Source organism: Actinokineospora baliensis, assembly GCF_016907695.1.
Taxonomy (GTDB): Bacteria; Actinomycetota; Actinomycetes; order Mycobacteriales; family Pseudonocardiaceae; genus Actinokineospora; species Actinokineospora baliensis.
In genome coordinates, this window is the sequence record NZ_JAFBCK010000001.1 from 4,289,690 (window position 1) to 4,304,355 (window position 14,666).

Annotated in this window: 12 protein-coding genes and 1 pseudogene; 10 read left to right on the forward strand and 3 right to left on the reverse strand. The window is 70.7% G+C overall.

What is annotated here, in order from left to right; all coding sequences use genetic code 11:
- The first annotated feature begins 3 nt into the window (after positions 1–3).
- The 10 genes and pseudogenes from JOD54_RS19770 to JOD54_RS36040 form a co-directional block, all read left to right on the forward strand.
- Positions 4–321: a phosphopantetheine-binding protein gene (locus JOD54_RS19770; RefSeq protein ID WP_307860179.1), complete on the forward strand. Its 318-nt coding sequence runs from the start codon at positions 4–6 to the stop codon at positions 319–321.
- On the forward strand, positions 321–1,163 hold the full coding sequence (locus tag JOD54_RS19775; protein WP_204451953.1) for a hypothetical protein: 843 nt from the start codon (positions 321–323) through the stop codon (positions 1,161–1,163). Before JOD54_RS19770 ends, JOD54_RS19775 begins: the two co-directional genes overlap by 1 nt.
- Positions 1,160–1,807 (forward strand): 4'-phosphopantetheinyl transferase family protein, encoded by a 648-nt coding sequence (locus JOD54_RS19780; protein ID WP_204451954.1) that lies wholly within the window; start codon positions 1,160–1,162, stop codon positions 1,805–1,807. The genes JOD54_RS19775 and JOD54_RS19780 overlap by 4 nt, the downstream gene beginning before the upstream one ends.
- Positions 1,804–2,691, forward strand: coding sequence for a class-II aminoacyl-tRNA synthetase family protein (locus JOD54_RS19785; RefSeq protein ID WP_204451955.1), 888 nt, complete (start codon positions 1,804–1,806; stop codon positions 2,689–2,691). The genes JOD54_RS19780 and JOD54_RS19785 overlap by 4 nt, the downstream gene beginning before the upstream one ends.
- Positions 2,684–3,751, forward strand: coding sequence for a thiamine pyrophosphate-dependent dehydrogenase E1 component subunit alpha (locus tag JOD54_RS19790; protein ID WP_239573439.1), 1,068 nt, complete (start codon positions 2,684–2,686; stop codon positions 3,749–3,751). Before JOD54_RS19785 ends, JOD54_RS19790 begins: the two co-directional genes overlap by 8 nt.
- A gap of 20 nt (positions 3,752–3,771) precedes the next feature.
- Positions 3,772–4,749, forward strand: a complete 978-nt coding sequence (locus tag JOD54_RS19795; protein WP_204451956.1) for an alpha-ketoacid dehydrogenase subunit beta — start codon at positions 3,772–3,774, stop codon at positions 4,747–4,749.
- A gap of 2 nt (positions 4,750–4,751) precedes the next feature.
- Positions 4,752–6,152, forward strand: a complete 1,401-nt coding sequence (locus JOD54_RS19800) for a condensation domain-containing protein (RefSeq protein WP_204451957.1) — start codon at positions 4,752–4,754, stop codon at positions 6,150–6,152.
- Between the two features lie 120 nt (positions 6,153–6,272).
- On the forward strand, positions 6,273–8,093 hold the full coding sequence (locus JOD54_RS19805) for an FAD/NAD(P)-binding protein (RefSeq protein WP_204451958.1): 1,821 nt from the start codon (positions 6,273–6,275) through the stop codon (positions 8,091–8,093).
- 8 nt (positions 8,094–8,101) lie between these two features.
- On the forward strand, positions 8,102–9,427 hold the full coding sequence (locus JOD54_RS19810; protein ID WP_204451959.1) for a class-II fumarase/aspartase family protein: 1,326 nt from the start codon (positions 8,102–8,104) through the stop codon (positions 9,425–9,427).
- A 26-nt stretch (positions 9,428–9,453) separates the two neighbouring features.
- A pseudogene (locus tag JOD54_RS36040) lies at positions 9,454–9,654 on the forward strand (DnaJ family domain-containing protein); the annotation flags it as partial.
- A 103-nt stretch (positions 9,655–9,757) separates the two neighbouring features.
- Here JOD54_RS36040 and JOD54_RS34310 read toward each other — a convergent pair.
- Genes JOD54_RS34310 through JOD54_RS19825 form a run of 3 tightly spaced genes read right to left on the reverse strand, consistent with a single transcriptional unit; the run spans position 9,758 to position 14,665 of the window.
- Positions 9,758–12,367: an NACHT domain-containing protein gene (locus JOD54_RS34310; RefSeq protein ID WP_239573440.1), complete on the reverse strand. Its 2,610-nt coding sequence runs from the start codon at positions 12,365–12,367 to the stop codon at positions 9,758–9,760.
- A 25-nt stretch (positions 12,368–12,392) separates the two neighbouring features.
- Positions 12,393–13,322 (reverse strand): TAXI family TRAP transporter solute-binding subunit, encoded by a 930-nt coding sequence (locus JOD54_RS19820; protein ID WP_204451961.1) that lies wholly within the window; start codon positions 13,320–13,322, stop codon positions 12,393–12,395.
- Positions 13,322–14,665 carry a sensor histidine kinase gene (locus JOD54_RS19825; RefSeq protein WP_204451962.1) on the reverse strand — a complete coding sequence of 448 codons (1,344 nt, stop codon included), beginning with the start codon at positions 14,663–14,665 and terminating at the stop codon, positions 13,322–13,324. Before JOD54_RS19825 ends, JOD54_RS19820 begins: the two co-directional genes overlap by 1 nt.
- Between the last annotated feature and the right edge of the window lies 1 nt (position 14,666).

Sequence of the window (14,666 nt, forward strand, 5' to 3'; positions counted from 1 at the left end):
CCCGTGGGCTCTGTTGAGGCGATCGATGCGGCGGCAGGCACCGCCGAATCCACTGTGGACCCGGAGTTGCTCGACCGGGTCACCGGGAGCATGGCCGAGCTGCTGCCGAGGGTGCTCAAGCGCGAGGTCACCGGGTTGACCAGCGACACCAGGCTGTTCACCGAGCTCGGGCTGAGTTCGGCGAGCACGCTGGAGCTGCTGCTGGAGCTGGAGGACGAGCTGGAGATCCAGATCGACGTCGAGGAGATCGACCAGAACGACCTGGAGACCGTCGGCACCCTCGCGGCCTACATCGCCGCCCACACCGTCGCGGACGAGTGATGTTCACCTCCGGTGCCCCCGGCGCGACCACCGGGCCCGCCCGGTTGGTCGCGGCGCACGCCAGGGTGTTCGCCGAGACCTCGCCCACCGCGCTCGACCCGGCGCTGCGGCCGTTCCTGGCCGACCTGGTCCGCCCGTACGGCAACGCCTTGCGCGAGGACCTGCTGACCGAGGGCGTCGGGCACTCGTTCGGCGAGATGGCCGAGGCGATGCTGCCCTCGATCGTCGGACCGGACGAGCCGGTTGACCTGCTGGTGCTCGCCTTCGCCATGCACGACCTGCGCCTGGGGCGGGCCACGGCCTGCTACCTGAGCGACCAGTGCCCGGGCAGGCCGATGGCGTTCGCGGTGTGCGACCAGGGCAGCGGCGCGGCGTTCACCGCTCTGCGGCTCACCGAGGCGTACCTGGGATCGGGGGAATGCTCGCGGGCGCTGGTGTTTGTCGTCGAGCAATCCGCGCTGCACTACGAACTCCACGAACCGGCGCCCGTCCCGAACCGCCACACCGCGGTCGCCCTGCGCCTGGAGCGCGAAGGACGTCCGGTCGGTCTTCGCCAGCGCACCGGTGTTGACGCGTACCGCGTTCCCGGGCTGCTGCGCGCGGATCTCTCCGGGATCGACGCCACGGTGATCGCCTCCGCGCGGTTGGCCGAGGTCGCCCCCGGTGTCGCGTCCGTCGTCGCCGAGCCGGGGCAGCCGTACACGGGCATCTGGTGGGAACTGGCGCAGGGTGGCCACGAAGGCCCCGTCGTGCTCGCCGACTACGAACCCGCGCACGGTCTACTGTGTACCTCCACTGTGGATCATCTGGCCCTGGCGCAGACGGTCCCGGCGGTGGCATGATGGACACCGTCACCGTCTGGCTCGTCGATTCGGTTCTCCCGCAAGGGGTTCTCGACGAACTGCACGGCTACCTCGACGCCCGCGAGCGGGAGCGGGCCGGGGAGCTGGACCCGCCGCGGCGGCGGGAGTACGTCGCCGCGCACGGGGCGGCCAGGGTGCTCACCGGGCGGGCGCTCGGGATCGCCCCGGACCGGGTGCGCTACCGGTTCGGGCGGCACGGCAAACCCGAGGTCGACGGCCTGCGGATGAGCCTGTCGAGGTCCGAGGGGCTGGCGATGGTGGCCTGCACCGCCGACCGGGCGGTCGGGGTCGACCTGCAGCGCGTCGACGAGGGCATGCCGGTGGCCCGCACCGCGGCCAGGTTCTACCCGGGCGAGGAGGCCGCGCACGTGGCCGACTGCCCGGTGCGGTTCACCGATCTGCTCGCGCGCAAGGAGGCGTGCGTGAAAGCGGCGGGTGGGCGGCTGTTCCCCGGTTTGCGGTTGCCGGTGCACGGGCGCCGGGTGGTCCGCCAGGCCGACGGGCCCTACCGGGTGCGGGACCTGCCCGCGCCACCCGGCTACGCGGCGGCGGTCGCGTTGGCGGGCGAAGACGACTACCAGGTGCGCGAGCACCTCTGGCCAGGACAGGGAGTGGCGCCATGAGTTCGGGACTGGGTGCGGGTCTGCCGCTGGACACCGGCGTCCCCGGGGTGTTCCTGTCGCCACCGGGCTTCGAGCGGGTCATCGGCCTGCTGCGCGACGGGGTCGCCGCGCTCGCCGCCGACGAGCCCTTCCACCGGCTGGTCATCCCGCCGGTGATCTCCCGCAAGACCATCGAACGCGCCGGGTACGTCGCCGCGTTCCCGAACCTGCTCGGCACCGTGCACGGCTACGGCGGCACACCCAACGGCTGGGCCAGGCTCAAACCGCTGGTGGAGCAGGGCGGTGAGTGGTACGCGCAGCAGCAGATCGGCGATCTCGTGCTGCTGCCCGCCGCCTGCTACCCGGTCTACGCCGCGCTGGAGGGCAGCTCGCTCGACGAGCCCGCGAAGGTGACCGTCGAGGCGTCGTGCTTCCGGCAGGAGGCCACCAGCGAACCGGGGCGGATGCGGTCGTTCCGGATGCTGGAGCTGGTGACGGTCGCCACCGACGAGCACTGCCTGAAGTGGCGCGCCGCCCGGCTGGAGCAGGTCGAGGGCTGGTTCACCGACCTGGGGTTGGCCGTGTCGGTCGAGGTGGCCGACGACCCGTTCTTCGGCCCGGGGCGCAAGGTCTACCAGGCCGCGCAACGGATGCAGGAGCTCAAGTGGGAGCTCAAGGTCCCGGTCGCGGACGGCACCGTGCAGGCGGTGGCGTCGGCGAACTACCACAAGGAGCACTTCGGCGAGACGTTCGGCATCACCGCGGGCGGCGAACCGGCCAACACCTCGTGTGTCGCTTTCGGACTGGAACGGCTCGCGATGGCTCTGATAGCCAGGCATGGCGAGGATTCCACCCGATGGCCCGCCGATGTGCTCGCCGCGTTGGGCGGTGGGCGCAATGGCTGACGGCGTCGCGGTTCCCGCCGCGCTGGACGGCCTCGCGGTCGCCGGTGTCGCCGCCGTCCCGGCGAGTGCCACCGTGCCCGCCGGGGTGACGACCCCCGACAGCCTCGACCTGTACCGGACCATGCGGTTCATCCGCCGGTTCGAGGAACGCGCGATCGACCTGGTCCGCGCCGGGGAGATCTTCAGCGGGATCCACCCGTGCATCGGGCAGGAGGCCGTGGCGGCTGGGGCTTGCGCCGCGCTGGACCCCGATGACATCGTGCTTTCGAGTCACCGCGGCCACGGCCACCTGCTGGCCAAGGGCAGCGACCCGGGTCGGGTGATGGCCGAGATGGCGGGCCGGGTCACCGGTATCGACAAGGGGCGCGGTGGGTCGTTCCACCCGTCCGACTTCACCTCCGGCGTCTACAACGCGACCGGCACCGTCGGCCACGGCGCGGGCATCGCGGCCGGGATCGCCTGGGCCGCGGCGAAAGCCGGTGAGCCCAAGGTCGTGCTGAGCTTCTTCGGCGACGGCGCGGTCACCCAGGGCGCGTTGCTCGAGGGGTTCAACCTCGCCGGTCTGTGGCAGCTCCCTGTGGTATACATCTGTGAGAACAACCGTTACGCCACAACGCTTCCGGTCGAGACGGCGGTAGCCGGGACGATCACCGGCCGCGGCGAGGCGTTCGGCATCCCGTCGTCTGTTGTGGACGGTCAGGACGTCGAGGTGGTGCACGCCGCGGTCGCTGAGGCGGTCGCGCGGGCCCGCTCCGGCGGCGGTCCGTCGCTGCTGGAGATGCGGACCTACCGCTACCACGGCCACCACACGTTCGAGATGCTCGTCCGGCTGCGCTACCGCGAGCAGGCCGAGATCGACGCGTGGAAGGAACGCGACCCGCTCGACATCCAGGCCGCCAGGGTCGACGCGGCGGCCAGGGAGCGGGTGGACGCCGAGGTGGAGCGCGAGCTCGACGAGGTCGTCCGGTTCGCCGTGGACAGTCCGCGGCCGGACCCGGCCGACGCCATGGACCACTACTACGCCGACGGCTTCCGACCGAGGCCTGGCGTGTCGCTCTAACACCGGGAAGGAGGTGTGCCGTGCCCAAGCTGTCCTACCTCAAGGCCCTCAACCGCGCGCTCGGCGACGAGATGGACCGCGACGAGTCGGTCTTCGTCCTCGGCGAGGACATGAACTTCGCGCTCACCAACGTCACCGCGGGGTTCCTCAAGCGGTTCGGCCCGGACCGGGTGGTCGAGGTCCCGCTGACCGAGCAGGGCTTCACCAACTTCGCCACCGGCGCGGCGATGGCCGGGCGCAGGCCGGTGATCGAGTTCCAGATCCCGTTCCTGCTGCTGCTGGTGTTCGAGCAGATCACCAACCAGGCCAACAAGTTCCTGATGATGAGCGGCGGCCAGCGCAGCGTGCCGGTCACCTACCTGATGCCCGCGGCGGGCTGGCGGGCCGGGTGGGGCGCACAGCACTCCGACCAGCCGTACAGCATGTTCGCGCACATGGGCGTCAAGACCGTGCTGCCCGCGACCCCGACCGATGCCTACGGCCTGCTCACCACCGCGATCCGCGACGACGACCCGGTGGTGTTCTTCGGCCCGCTCGCCTCGCTCAGCGTCCGCGAGATCGTCGAGTACACCGACCTGGCGCCGATCCCGCTGGGCAGCGGCCGGGTGCACCGGCCGGGCACCGACGTCACCGTCGTCGCGCTGGGGCACCTGGTGCACGAGGCGCTCGCGGTCGCCGAGGAGTTGGCCGACGAAGCCTCGATCGAGGTGTGGGACCCGCGCTCGGTGTACCCGTTCGACTGGGCCGGGCTGGCCGAGTCGGTCGCCAAGACCGGGCGGCTGGTGGTCTTCGACGACTCGAACCGCTCCTGCGGGATGGGCGCGGAGATCCTCGCCACCGCGGCCGAGGAGATGCGGCTGCAGGCCCCGCCCAAGCGGGTGACCAGGCCCGACGGCGCGATCGTCGGCGCGGTCCCCGAGCTCGACGCGGTGCTGCAGCCGACACGGCAGCAGCTGGCCGAAGCGGTCCGCTCGGTGCTCAAGAGCACGGGTTGGTGATCATGGAGCTGGAGCGCGTCCCCGTTCCGTTCCACGGCGATGGCAGCGGCGAGGCCGAGCTGACCTGGGGTCAGATCGGCATCTGGCAGGCCATCGCCCGCTCGGGCGAATCACGGACCATGGGCGGCGCCATCGCGCTGCCACCCGGGGTCGAGGTGGAGCAGGTCGTCGCCACGCTGCGGTCGGCGGTGAGCAGGCACCAGGCGTTGCGCACCCGGCTGGTGTTCACCGACGGCAGGCCCCGGCAGAGCCTGGCGTCCTCCGGTGAGGTCGTGCTGGAGGTCGTCGACGCGGGCGGGTCGGACCCGGCCGCGGTGGCCGAGGCGGTGCAGGAGCGGTACGCGAGCGTGCCGTTCGACTACGAGCACGAGTTCCCGGTGCGGATGGCCGTCGTGCGCACCGACGGGCGGATCACCCACATGGTCGCGGTGTACCTGCACCTGGCGATGGACGCGGGCGGCCTGGAGGTGCTGATCGGCGAGCTCGGCAGCGACCCGGCCACGTTGCCGCCGGTCACGGCCGTGCAGCCGCTCGCCCAAGCGCAGGCCCAGCAGCAGCCCGCCGCGCTGCGGCAGTCGGCGGCGTCGCTGCGCTACCTCGAGCACGTGCTGAACACGGTGTCGCCGCTGCGCTTCGGCGAGCCCCGCGAACAACGCGACCCGACGTTCCGGATGATCCGCTTCCGCTCCCCGGCCACCCGGCTGGCGGTGGACGCGGTGGCGCGGCGGGCCGGGATCAGCACCTCCCCAGTGCTGCTCGCCTGCTTCGCGGTCGCGCTGGCCAAGGCGGGGGCGAGCAACCCGGTGATGGCGATGCTCATGGTGAGCAACCGGTTCCGGCCGGGCTTCGCCGACTCGGTGAGCACGATCGTGCAGATCAGCCCCTACCTGATCGACGTAGCCGACATCACCCTCGGTGAAGCGGTCGCGCGGGCGGCGCGCAGCACGATGAACGCCTACAAGCACGCCTACTACGACCCGGACGCCCAGGACGAGGTGGTCGACAAGGTCGTCGCCGAGCGCGGCGAACCCATCGACTTCTCCTGCTTCTTCAACGACCGGCGCACCTCCGACCGCGCGCCCGCCGAGGGGGCGGACCCGGACGCGGACGCGCTCACCGCCGCCCTGGCGCGCGCCACGGTCCGCTGGGAGGACGAGCCGGGCATGCCGAGGCAGAAGCTGTACCTCAACGTGGACGACCCCGACGACTCCATCGAGTTCACCATGTCGGTGGACACCCGCTACTTCACCGCGGCCGAGACCGAGGCCGTCGTGCGCGGCGTCGAGTCCGTCGCGGTGCGCACCGCCCTCGACCCGGACACGCCGACCGGCGTGCGGGGCGAGACCAGGCTCCCGGCCACCGCCGGTGCCCGGGCGGACACTGCAGAGGGAGGTGCCCGATGATCGAGATCAAGTGAATCGCGCGGTAGCGCGGGAACACTCCCGCGCTCGCTGAACAGTTGGCTGCGGGGGCGGGCCGTTGGTGGGCCCGCCCCCGCACCCATGTCCACCCGGGAAGTACGCATGCACAGGTCTGGTCGAACCGTTTGTGTCATCGGCGCTGGTCCGCGCGGGCTCAGCGTCCTGGAGCGGCTGTGCGCCAACGCCGGGGGGCCGCTGGTCGTGCACCTGGTCGACCCGTTCGCTGGCCGGGGTGGGCGGGTGTGGTCGACGAGCCAGCCCGCGTCGCTGCTGATGAACACCATCGCCTGCCAGGTGTCGATGTTCACCGACCTGACCGTCGACTGCGCCGGGCCTATCCGCCCTGGACCGTGCCTCTATGACTGGGCGGCCGCTGGGCTGACTCCTGCCGCTGTCGCCGCTGAAGCCGCTGCGCTGACACCGGACTCTTACCCCACCCGGGCGTTCTATGGCCACTACCTGGACTGGTTCCTCGACCATGTGCGGCGCACAGCGCCCCCTGGCGTAGAGGTCGAAGTTCATCGTCTTACCGCTGTGGCGGTCGATGACTTCCTCGACGGGCAGTGCGTGACGCTGTCTGACGGTCAGGTTCTCTCCGGGCTGTCCGCGGTGGTCTTGGCGCAAGGCCACGTCGACATGCCTCTTGGCGCCATGGAGTCGCGGTTGGCCGGTTTCGCCGACTCCCGCGGCCTCGGCTATGTGCCGCCGGGGAATCCGTCCGAGATGGACCTGTCGGGCATCATGCCCGGCGAGGTCATCGCGGTGCGGGGGATGGGTTTGGCGTTCTTCGACTACCTCGCGCTTCTTAGCGGCGACCGGGGAGGGCGGTTCAAGGAGCGAGCAGACGGTTCTCTGGCCTATGTGCCGTCGGGGCACGAACCCATGATTGTCACTGGCTCTCGTCGCGGGTTGCCCTATCACGCGCGCGGGGAGAACGAGAAGGGCGCCTTTGGGCGTCACGAGCCGGTGTTCCTGACCTTGGAGGTCATCGCCGACCTGCGTGCGCGGGAGGCCGTGTCGTTCCGCGAGGACATCTGGCCGCTGGTCGCCCGCGAGGTCGAGCTGGTCTACTACCGGACCCTGCTGGGGGACGAGTTCGCCGAGCGGTTCATCGCGGGGGAGCCCGGACTGGTCGAGGCGTCCGGTGTGGAGCCGTGGGACTGGGGGCTGATCGCGCACCCGGACGGTGGACGGCGGTTCGGATCGCCCGCGGAGTTCGACGCGTGGTTGGTGGAGTTGCTGCGCGCGGACATACCGGGCGGCAACGTGACGCACCCGGTCAAGGCCGCCCTGGATGTCTTGCGGGACATGCGCAACGAGATCCGCCTGGCGGTGGACCACGGTGGCGTCACCGGCACCTCCTACCGCAACGACCTCGACGGCTGGTACACCCCGCTCAACGCCTACTTGTCCATCGGCCCGCCCGCTCAACGGGTGGCTGAATTGGTGGCTCTTATCGAGGCTGGGATCGTGCGGGTAGTCGGACCGGGTATGCGCGTGGACTTGGCCGACCGCGGGTTCCTGGTGAGCTCGCCGCGCGTCGGCGGATCGGCTGTCCTGTGCACGACGCTGGTCGAGGCGCGGCTGCCGGAGGTCGACATCCGCCAGACCAGCGACCCGCTCATCGCGTCCATGCTCGAACGGGGCGACTGCGTGCCCTACCACATCCCGGACCCCGAGGGGGCGGTCGAGACAGGTGGGCTCGCCGTCACCCCGCGCCCGTACCGGCTGTTGCGCGCCGACGGCACCCCCCACCCCGGCCGCTTCGGATACGGTGTTCCTACCGAGTCGGTGCACTGGGTCACCGCGGCGGGCATTCGCCCTGGGGTGAACTCGGTGATCCTGGCCGACGCGGACGCCATCGCCCGGGCGGCGCTGGCGGCGACCAGCACCGTGCGGCCCCCGGTCGCGCGACCGGCCTGAGGAGCCCCGTGACCGGTACCGACAGTGGCCTGCTCGCCCCGGTGTGGGCGGGGGCCGAGGCGGCCGACCTGGTGACCGACGAGGCCTGGGTGGCCGCGATGGTCGAGGTCGAGGTGGCCCTGGCCCGCGCGCAGGCCAAGCTGGGGGTCATCCCGGCCGCTGCCGCGGAGGCCATCGCCGACACTGTCGCCGATCTCGACGTGGTCGACCTGGCCGTGCGCTCGCGTGGTGGCGCGAACCCCATCGTGGCGTTTGTCACCGCGTTCACCGGCCGTGTCCCCGAGGACGCCCGCGAGTACGTGCACCGCGGCGGCACCAGCCAGGACATCCTCGACACCGCCGCCATGCTCATCACCCGCCGCGTCTTCGAGGTCGTCACCCGCGACCTGCTGCGCGTCGCCGCCGCCCTGGCGCGGCTGGCCGAAGACCACCGCGACTCGGTGATGGCCGGGCGAACTCTTACTCAGCACGCCGTGCCAGTCACCTTCGGGCTCAAGGCCGCGGGCTGGCTGTCATCGGTGTTGGACGGCGTGGACCGCGTGCGCGGCGTGGCGTTGCCCGCCCAACTCGGAGGCGCTGCGGGAACCCTGGCGTCCTATGTGGAGTATGCGGGGGATCCTTCGCACGGGCTCTTGCTCTCGGCAGAGTTCTCAGCGGTGTTGGGCCTACCTGAGGCTGTTGTCCCCTGGCACGCTTTGAGAACCCCTTACGTCGACATCGGTTCCGCGGCCTCTATCGTCACCGGCGCGTTGGGTAAGTTCGCGCTCGACGTCCAGGGCATGTCCCGCACCGAAGTGGCCGAGGTCGTCGAACCCTCCGCCGAAGGCCGCGGTGTTTCTTCTGCCATGCCACAGAAGCGCAACCCGGTCCTGGCCACCCTCATCATGGCCGCGGCCCGCCAAGTTCCCCTCTATGCGACGGTCCTGGCGCAGTCCATGGTCGCCGAAGACGAACGAGCCCCCGGCGCCTGGCACGCCGAATGGCAGCCCCTCCGCGAACTCTTGCGCTGCCTGGGCGGAGCCGCCGCCACCGCCGCGGAACTGGCCGAAGGCCTAGAGGTCTTCCCCGCACGCCTACGCGAAAACCTCGCCATCACCGGCGGCACCATCGTCTCCGAACGCCTCAACGTCGCCCTGGCCCCCGTCCTCGGCAAGGTAGAGGCCAAGAAGCTCCTAGCTCGCCTCTCCCGCGCGGAGAACTTCGCCGAAGCCCTCCGCGCAGCCCCGGAGTTGGCGTCGGTCGACGTGGAAGCCCTACTAGACCCCTCCGCGTACCTGGGCTCCACCGACGCCCTCATCGACCGAGCCCTGTCCCGCTACCGGTCCCTCTCATGACCCGCCGCAAACCCCCAGACACCTCCATGGAGTCCTGGGTAGAAGGCCAAATCGTCGAAGCCGCCAACCGCGGCGACTTCGACAACCTCCCCGGAGCGGGCAAACCCCTCCCCAACCTCCACGACCCCAACGCCTGGCTAACCGCCTACCTCAAACGAGAAGGCGTCGAGACTGAGGCACTGCTGCCCGAACCTCTCCGCCTGCGCAAGGAGATCGAACGCTTGCCGGACGTCGTTCGCGGAGCCCCGACCGAACGCTTAGTCCGGGAGCTGGTGACGGACCTGAACGACCGCATCAAGCTGTGGATGCGCAACGGCCAGGACACCCACTTCATAGTGCCCCTGGTGGACGAGGAGGATGTGGTGGCGGCTTGGCGCCAGGCCAGGCCCGCAGAGCCTGCCGCTGCTCAGCCGACAGCTTCGAGGCGCCGCTGGTGGCATCGAGGAACCTCACGAACTCCCTGACCAGTTGCTGCTTCCCCATGTGCATGAACTGGATCCGGAGCTGCTCGAGGAACACCTCCTTGTCGACGAGATCGCGGTCGCGCAGGACATTCGCCATGTGGTAGTCGAGCGACGCGGCCGTGGTGTTGTTGCCCATGCTGAGCCACTCCATCGCGTAGGCGCAGTCGGGCTGCGTTCGCCACAACCGGACGGTGGGTTCCCACAGCGCGGGGTCCATGTGCTCCGAGACGTGCCGAAGGCCGCCGAACAGCCTGGCCAGCGTCGCGAGGTTCGCCGAGTACACGGCGAGTTGGCGCACGTGGTCCACCTCTGTCGGCCGGTAGGCGTCGTACTGCGTGGAGTGCGTTCGGTTGTGGTACGCCCGGAGCAGTGTCAGCACGGTCCGCTCGACCTCGGCGCGGTTCTCAGCGCTCAAGAGTTGCTCGAAGCTCGCCAGGATGGTCGACCGCTGCGCGAGGAACTGGTGCGAGAGCAGGGCGAAGAGCATGGCGTCGTTCGGGTCGCCCCGGTTGTACTTGGCGACCTGGGCCGCTCTGGTCAACTCGTGCAGCAACTGCCGCGCGATGAGGAACTCGCCGAATGTCGCGTGCAGGAACTCGTAGGTGCGGGTTCGACGCTGGGTCAGCGCCTCGGCCGAGTGGATGAAGAAGAACTTGCCCAGCAGGCGTTCACCCGAGCGGCCGGAGTAGTCGGTCAGCGCGGTGAGGTCCGCAGTGAGGCCGTCCTCGCTGATGCTCTGCGTGCCCCGGTTGAACATGCCGAACGCCGCGATCGAGAGCCGTTCGAGTTGCGTGGCGACGGCGTCGTCCAGCGCTCCCGCCACCTTGTCCTTGCGGGCTTCCCGACGGGTGAAGTTGTCGAAGATGCGTTCGTACAGCGCGCTCTGGGACAACCCCCTGTCCAGGTTCGGGGTCGACGGGTCGGCCAGGTACAGCGCGACCATGAGCAGCAGCAGCGGCTGTTCGGCGAGGTGGTTCGGCAGGGTGCTCGGCTCGCGCACGCCCGGGTTGGTCGCCTGCCACCTGGCGAGCCAGTCCCGCACCTGGTCCAGGTTGAACTCGGCGAGCCGGATCACCGTGGTGTCGGCCGGGGTGGCGACCCGATCGGCGACGACGGTGCGCGAGGTGACCAGTACCGCGACCGGCCGCTCCTGCTCGCGTTCGACCCGCTGGAACTCGCGGACCTCCCGCAGGTAGTTGGGGCGGTCGACGGCCTGGAGCAACTCGTCGAGGCCGTCGAGCAACACCACGCGCACCGTGTCGGCGCTCTGGTGCGCCAGCCGTGGCCACGACGTCCGCAGGTGCGTCGACTTGTCGAGCGCCTGCTGGATCTGGTCGATGATCGGTGCCGTCGCGTCCACGTTGCGCAGCGGGACGCGGACCACGGTGTAGTTCGAGGTCGGCAGCCGAGCGGCGATCACCTTCGTGAGCAGGGACTTGCCCGCGCCGGGATGCCCAAGGACGAGCAGCGGCGTCCTCGTCGCGGTCGCCGAGGTGAGGTGTGCCGCCAGCATGACGTCCAAGTCGACCTTCCGCGGCTGGTCCTCCCACCTCTTGCCCTTCACCTGGTAGTGCGGGGTGACGAAACCGCGTTCCACGGTCGGGAAGACGACGTCGACGCCGTAGCGCTCCGCATCGGCGTCCAGGATGGGGTGCGACAACACGGCGCGGTTCGCCAGGTGCAGCGCGCGCAGGTCCTCGTTCAGCTCGGGGCCGCTGGTGGTGAGCGAGAGCAGGCTCTCCAGGCGGGACAGCGTCTCGGTGTGGGCAGCGAGGATGCCCCTCGTCGCCGCGTGCTCGTTGAGCGAGGACCACAGGGCGAACTCGGGGATGTCGGCGGCCAACTCCAGGAACCGGCTCTCGTACCGTGCCAGGACGTTCTCGATGAAGCTGGGTATCGCCAGGGTGAAGTCGGCCTTGAGCCGGGCGAGGACCTCGGCGGTTCGGCCCGTGGCCACGAAGAGCCACGACCGGACCGCGGGCAGGTTCTCGACGAAGCCGCGGGATGGCGCTGGGATCTGCGCCCGGTAGAGAGCATCCAGGGCCGACTCGGTCTGCGCGGCGATGGCGCCGGTGGCGATGTGGGTGCGATCCGCCTTGGTGATGGCGAGCCGTTTCACGGTCTTGGGTCCCAGTGTCTCCACCAGCACCTCGAGCAATGAGGACGCCACCAGCAGACTGTGGGCGGATTCGAGGAGGTCACGGCGCTCGCGGCCGCGCTTGTCGACGAAGCGGGCAGGCTTCAGCGCCGCCCGGAGCAGCTTGATCCCCTCGTTCTTCTGGTCGACCCAACCCCAAACGCAGGCGAGCACGGCAAGCGGGGCGAGCGGTGTGCCCAGTGCCGCCAAGCCCGCGACCACCCCCGAGCCGAGCACGGCGACACCGAGCGCCTTGTCCAGTTTGTCGACGAACCCGGGCGCGTCCCGGTCCAGGAGTCGCAGGGCCTCGGCGAAGGTCAGGTCCGGCTGTGGGCGCACCTCAGCGAACATACACCGTACGGCATCAGCCGCGGAGGTCTCGGTACATCTGGGCGGCGGCGGGGTGGAGGGGGGCTGGGGCGGTGTCGATGAGGGAGCGGACGTCGAGGTATTGGGTGCCTAGGGCTTGTTGGGGGACGAGGGTGGTGGCTCGGTCGACCAGGACGCGGACTGTGGTGGCGATGGTGGGCGACGACAAGCCGGGGGAGGGGATGAGGAGGTTGGGGACGCCGATGGTCGTGATGGGGGTGGGGTCTCGGTAGGTGTTGCCGGGGATGGTGACGTGGTCGTAGACGGGGCCGTAGTGGCTGCGGAGCGGGGCGATGTAAGAGGCGAGGTCTAGGAGGCGGATGCCGATGGCGTTGTCCAACTCCGACAGCGCGGGGGTGGGTAGGCCGCCGGACCAGAGGAGGGCTTGGACGCGGTTCTCGCGTAGTGCGGCGACAGCGTCCGCGAGGGGGTGGTGGTCGATGATGACCCGGACTTCTGCAGCCTCTATGAGCCTGCCGCCGAAGAGGGCTGCGCCGGAACCAGACGCCCCTAGGGAGACATGGTGACCTGACAGGTCCGGCAGGGTGCGGATGGGGCTGTCGGCGCGGACGACGAGTTGCATGTAGTTCTCATAGACCCGCCCAAGCGCGGTCAGGTCTATAGGCGCGGTGAAGGGCTCGCTGCCGGATCGCGCCGCGGCCAAGGCATCCGCCAACGTCAAACCGAGCTCCGCCTCACCCGCCGCCACCCGCGAGAGGTTCATGACGCTCCCCAACGTCTCCACCACCTCCACCTGCCACTCAGGCTCAACCGCGCGCATCTCCCCGGCCAACAACCGCGCGAACTCGACGTAGAACCCGCCCGGCTCTCCGGCCGCGATCCGCACCCGCCCGGTCGGGCTGCTGTACGAGCACCCGGCCACTGCCAACGCGCCGAGTAAGAACCCGCGCCGTGATAGAGCCATCACGCACCCCCAGGAAGCGAGACGGTCACTGCCAACCCGTGCGGCTCCGCGACGGCGATTCGCATCTCGCCGCCATACGCGGTCACCAGACGATCAGCGATGGCCAGCCCAAGACCCGAGCCCGGCGCCGACCCTGGCGCGCGCCAGAACCGGTCCGTCAGCTTCGGCAGGTCCTCCGCGGCGACCCCCGGACCGTCGTCGGTCACCGCGACCACCCCCGGATCCCGCACCGACACGCGGACGGTCCCGCCGGGGGCGTACTTGATGGCGTTGTCCAGCAAGACGTCCACCACCTGCGCGAGGTCCGACTCCGAGCAGCCCACCGCAACCGCTGCGATGTCCTCGACCACCGCCACCCCAGCCCGGTCGGCGGCTGACGCCCACGCGTCGACCCGCTCGCGGACCACAACCCCCGCGTCGCACCGCGCGTCCGACCCCACCGCCAACTCTGTCGCCGCCGTGTCCGCCGAAGCCAGCAGCAGCATCGAGTCCAGCAGCGACTCCAACCGGTCCAGCTCGGCGACCATCGACGCGTACGCCGGTTCCGCCGCCGACGACACCCTGCCCGCCAGGGAGTCCATCCGCAGCCGCAGCGCCGCCAGCGGGTTGCGCAGCTGGTGGGAGGTATCGGCCACCAGCGCCCGCTGCCGGTGCGCCGAGTCCGCCACCGCGTCGGACATGCGGTTGAACGACTCGGCCAACCCGCGCAGCTCCGGCGGCCCCAGCACCGGTGACACGTGCGCCCCCGGCGACCCGCCGCCGACCGCGCGCACCCCCCGCTCCAGTTCCGCCACCGGCCGCAGCACCCACCTGGCCAGCAGCAGCGCCAGCGCCACGAACGCCAGCGCCGCGCTCACCACCCCGGTCAGCGCGATCGCCCACCGCGTCCCCACGTCCGCCGCCGCCTGGTCCACAGTGGACCGCAACGCGACCGCTCCGGTGACCCTGGTGCCGCTGCCTATAGGCCTGGCGAACAGCACCGCCCCCGACGACCACGGCAGCACGGCCGGTGCTGCGGCCGCGGGCTGGTTGCGCAGCGCCGCGTCCAGCGCCGCCCGCACCGCGGGTTCGTCGGCGCGCATACCGGTCTCCAACACCGGCGTTCGGCGCGCGTCGATCACCACGACGGCGTCGCCGTAGAGCTCGACGTGCGCGCGGACCTCGGCGACCAGCCGGTCACCGCCGACCGAGGCCAGTTCGGCGAACCGGTCCAGGTCGGCGGTGCGGCTGAGCGCGAACCGCTGGGTCCGCTCGGCGGAGGTGCTGTGCAGCAGCGGACCGGCGAACCCGGCCAGCGCCGCCAGCGACAACCCCAGCAGCACCAGCAGCAGGCGCCCGCGCACG